This is a genomic window from Hymenobacter agri (genome assembly GCF_054778495.1).
In genome coordinates this window covers 1-2691 of sequence record NZ_BAAGZM010000579.1, presented here as the reverse complement: position 1 = coordinate 2691, position 2691 = coordinate 1, and the positions used below count along the sequence as shown (strand labels likewise).

Below are 2691 nucleotides of genomic sequence, written 5' to 3'. Positions count from 1 at the left end.
GTGGCCGCTGCGCAGCAGGCTTCGGAGGCAGCGGCGGCCTTGACGGTGCTGGAGGCAATGGAAGCCCGCGCCGCCGAAACTGCCGACGAGTCGTTCGGCGAGGGCGGCGACTGCGAGCCCGATGAGGTCTGCGACGACACTACGCCCGTGGGACATATTGATGAGGTGGCCGCGGGCGCGGCGAAAGTGTAGGGATGCGGACGCTTTCATTGCGAGTGTAGCCCAGTAATCCTTTCTTTCGAAGCTGGCTACTCAATGGCGTGATAAATCCTTTTAAAACAAAAAAGCCCCGACTGATATGACGTCGGGGCTTTTTCGTTTTAAAACTGAAGTAGATGTGATGATAATTTGTCACATCTGGGGCGCTTTCTGCATCGAGGGTACGGATTGCCGCGTTCCGCTGCGCTCCACTCGCAATGACAGGTGGCTATTCCATCTCGCCGGGCTGGTTTTGCACGTCGGGGACAGGCGGGTGCTCTACGTGGCCGCCATCGGGGTTCATTTCGTCGAAATAGTCCTCGAACAGCGCCTGCAGCATGCCGTCTTTCAGGCCGATGTCGGGCACAACCATTGTCGTGACGTTGGCCCACTGCATAGCTGAAAGGTAGATGTGGCCGGCGGGAATGATGACATCGGCGCGGTCGGGGTTGAGCATGGCCACGTTCACGCGCTCAGTCATGCTGAGGCCGGCGAGGCGGTTGAGCGTGGCTTCGATGGCGCGGCGGGTGATGTGCTTGTCGGGGTCGGCGGTGGTGAGGCTGTAGATTTTGTTGATGTTGCCGCCCGTGCCAATGGCGCGGGTGACGTGGTAGCGGCGGGCATTTTCACGTACCCAAGCTTCCATGCGGGCCCAGAGCTCGGCCTGCGCTTCGGTGCCGGCCTCGCCGCTTTCTTCCTGCTGCATGCGGCGAATAGAGCCGATTTCGAATGACTGCGCGGCCACCTTGCGGCGGTCGTGGTAGATGTTGAACTCGGTGCTGCCGCCGCCCACGTCGATGTGCAGGTAATGGCGTTTGTCTTCCAGCACGTGCTCAATAACGCGGTTGATGTAGAAGGCTTCGTCCTGGCCATCAATAACTTTTATTTCCATGCCCAGCTCGGCGCGAACGCGGGCGGCGATGGCCGCGCCGTTGGCGGCCGAGCGCATAGCCGAGGTAGCGCACACGAGGTAGTGGGCCACGTCGTGCACTTCCATCAGCAGGCGCAGCGAGTGCAGGAACTTGACGAATTTCTCCTCTTTGGCGGGCGAAATCTCGCCACTGGCAAAAACGTCTTCGCCCAAGCGCATCGGGAAACGCACGTACTCGACGCGCTTGAGGCGGTAGCGGCCTTCGTAATACAGCACGGCCGATATCTGACAACGAACGGCGTTGGACCCAATATCAATGGCGGCGAGCTTGCGAAGGGGGAAATTCATGCAGGAACGGGGAATAAATTCAGCCCAAAGGTAAGCTGATGAGTGGGGCTTTGGGAATGGCGGACTACGCGGACGCTAGATGAGCATGACGGGCTGGTTCAACACGGTGCTACGGCATGGCGCGACATTCTAGAGTAAGCTATCTACTCAAAACACTTCGCCCAGGTTCAGGCTGAGGCCGTGCGAGCCGTCGGCCCCGAAACCGTAGTCGACGGCGAGGTTGGTTTGGGAAACTTTGTTGAGGCGCAGGCGCAGGCCGGCCCCGGCGGCGGGCATCACGCGCTCGAATCGGCGGCTTTCCTGCTCGGTTACGCTCTGGGCGTTGGCGAAGACCACGCCGCCGAGCAGGTGGTTGCGGGTGATGCCGTAGCGGTATTCGACTTCGCCGTAGAGCAGGTCGTCGCCCCGGAAACGGCCTTGGATGTAGCCGCGACCGGTGTTGCTGTAGGTGTCCCAGCCGGTGCTGGGCAGGTCGAGGAAGGGCGGGTTGCCGGCGATGGTGACGGCGTTGTAGCTCCAGAAGGCCAGGATGTTGGCGGAGTGCGCCGAGGGGTGCAGGTAGGTGCGGGCATCGATAAGCAGCATCTCGGAGGCGGTGGTACTGCCGAGGGTTTTCAGGTTGGTGCGCAGCTGGGTGCTGAGGTAGCGGCCGCCCTGCGGGTTGATGGCGTTGGCGCGGGTGTCGTGCAGCAGGGCCAGCACCGGGCCCGACGATACCGACGTGCCCTCGACGCCGTAGCGGTAGCGCGAAATTCGGTTCACTTCGCGGAAGCTGTTGCGGCTCACGATGTCCCAATGGTAATCGAGTTGGTAGCCCAAGCCGGCGTACCAAGCGGGGGCCACGCGCCGCAGGGCACTCTCGTAGAGGCGCAGGTAGTCGTAGTTCATGCTCACCACGCGGTCGGTGGTGCTGGTGAACATGCCCAGGCCGTAAGTGCTTTGCGGGTAGCGCATCAGCCGCCAGTCGCCCACGAAGTACCAGCGGTTGTCGGGCAGCCAGAGGGAAGACGTGGCGGTGAGAATGAGCTGGTCGTTGGCGGTATAGGCGGCCCCGGCCAGCACGGTTGAGACATTGGCACCCGGCCGGGCGAAGGCCAGGCTGAACGCCAGCTGCGCGATGCCGCCGGTTTGCTGGGTGTAGCCGAGCGCGGGTATCAGCAGCAGTGCCTTCTGGCCGTGTTGCAGTGCAAGCGAATCGTGGGCGGGCAGGCGCGGGAAAAGCAGCCGGGCCACGTCCACCGCATCGGCCGAGGCGGGCAGGGACGGGGCATCCT

General features: G+C 62.6%; 3 protein-coding genes. 1 reads left to right on the top strand and 2 read right to left on the bottom strand.

Annotated features, from left to right (window positions below; translation table 11 throughout):
• Positions 1–192: hypothetical protein (locus ACYVDE_RS19665; RefSeq protein WP_460503239.1), on the top strand; the 192-nt coding region annotated here is incomplete at its 5' end.
• 235 nt (positions 193–427) lie between these two features.
• Here the strand turns inward: ACYVDE_RS19665 and ACYVDE_RS19660 are convergent.
• Together ACYVDE_RS19660 and ACYVDE_RS19655 are read right to left on the bottom strand one after the other, a co-directional pair.
• Positions 428–1417, bottom strand: coding sequence for a Ppx/GppA phosphatase family protein (locus ACYVDE_RS19660; RefSeq protein ID WP_460503238.1), 990 nt, complete (start codon positions 1415–1417; stop codon positions 428–430).
• A gap of 147 nt (positions 1418–1564) precedes the next feature.
• Positions 1565–2691, bottom strand: a 1127-nt coding sequence (locus ACYVDE_RS19655; RefSeq protein WP_460503237.1) for a BamA/TamA family outer membrane protein, incomplete at its 5' end; no start/stop codon positions are given.

What these genes read in the sequence shown, in the direction of transcription:
- ACYVDE_RS19660 (WP_460503238.1), bottom strand. Translation starts at nt 1,417, where the DNA reads ATGAATTTCCCCCTTCGCAAGCTCGCCGCCATTGATATTGGGTCCAAC.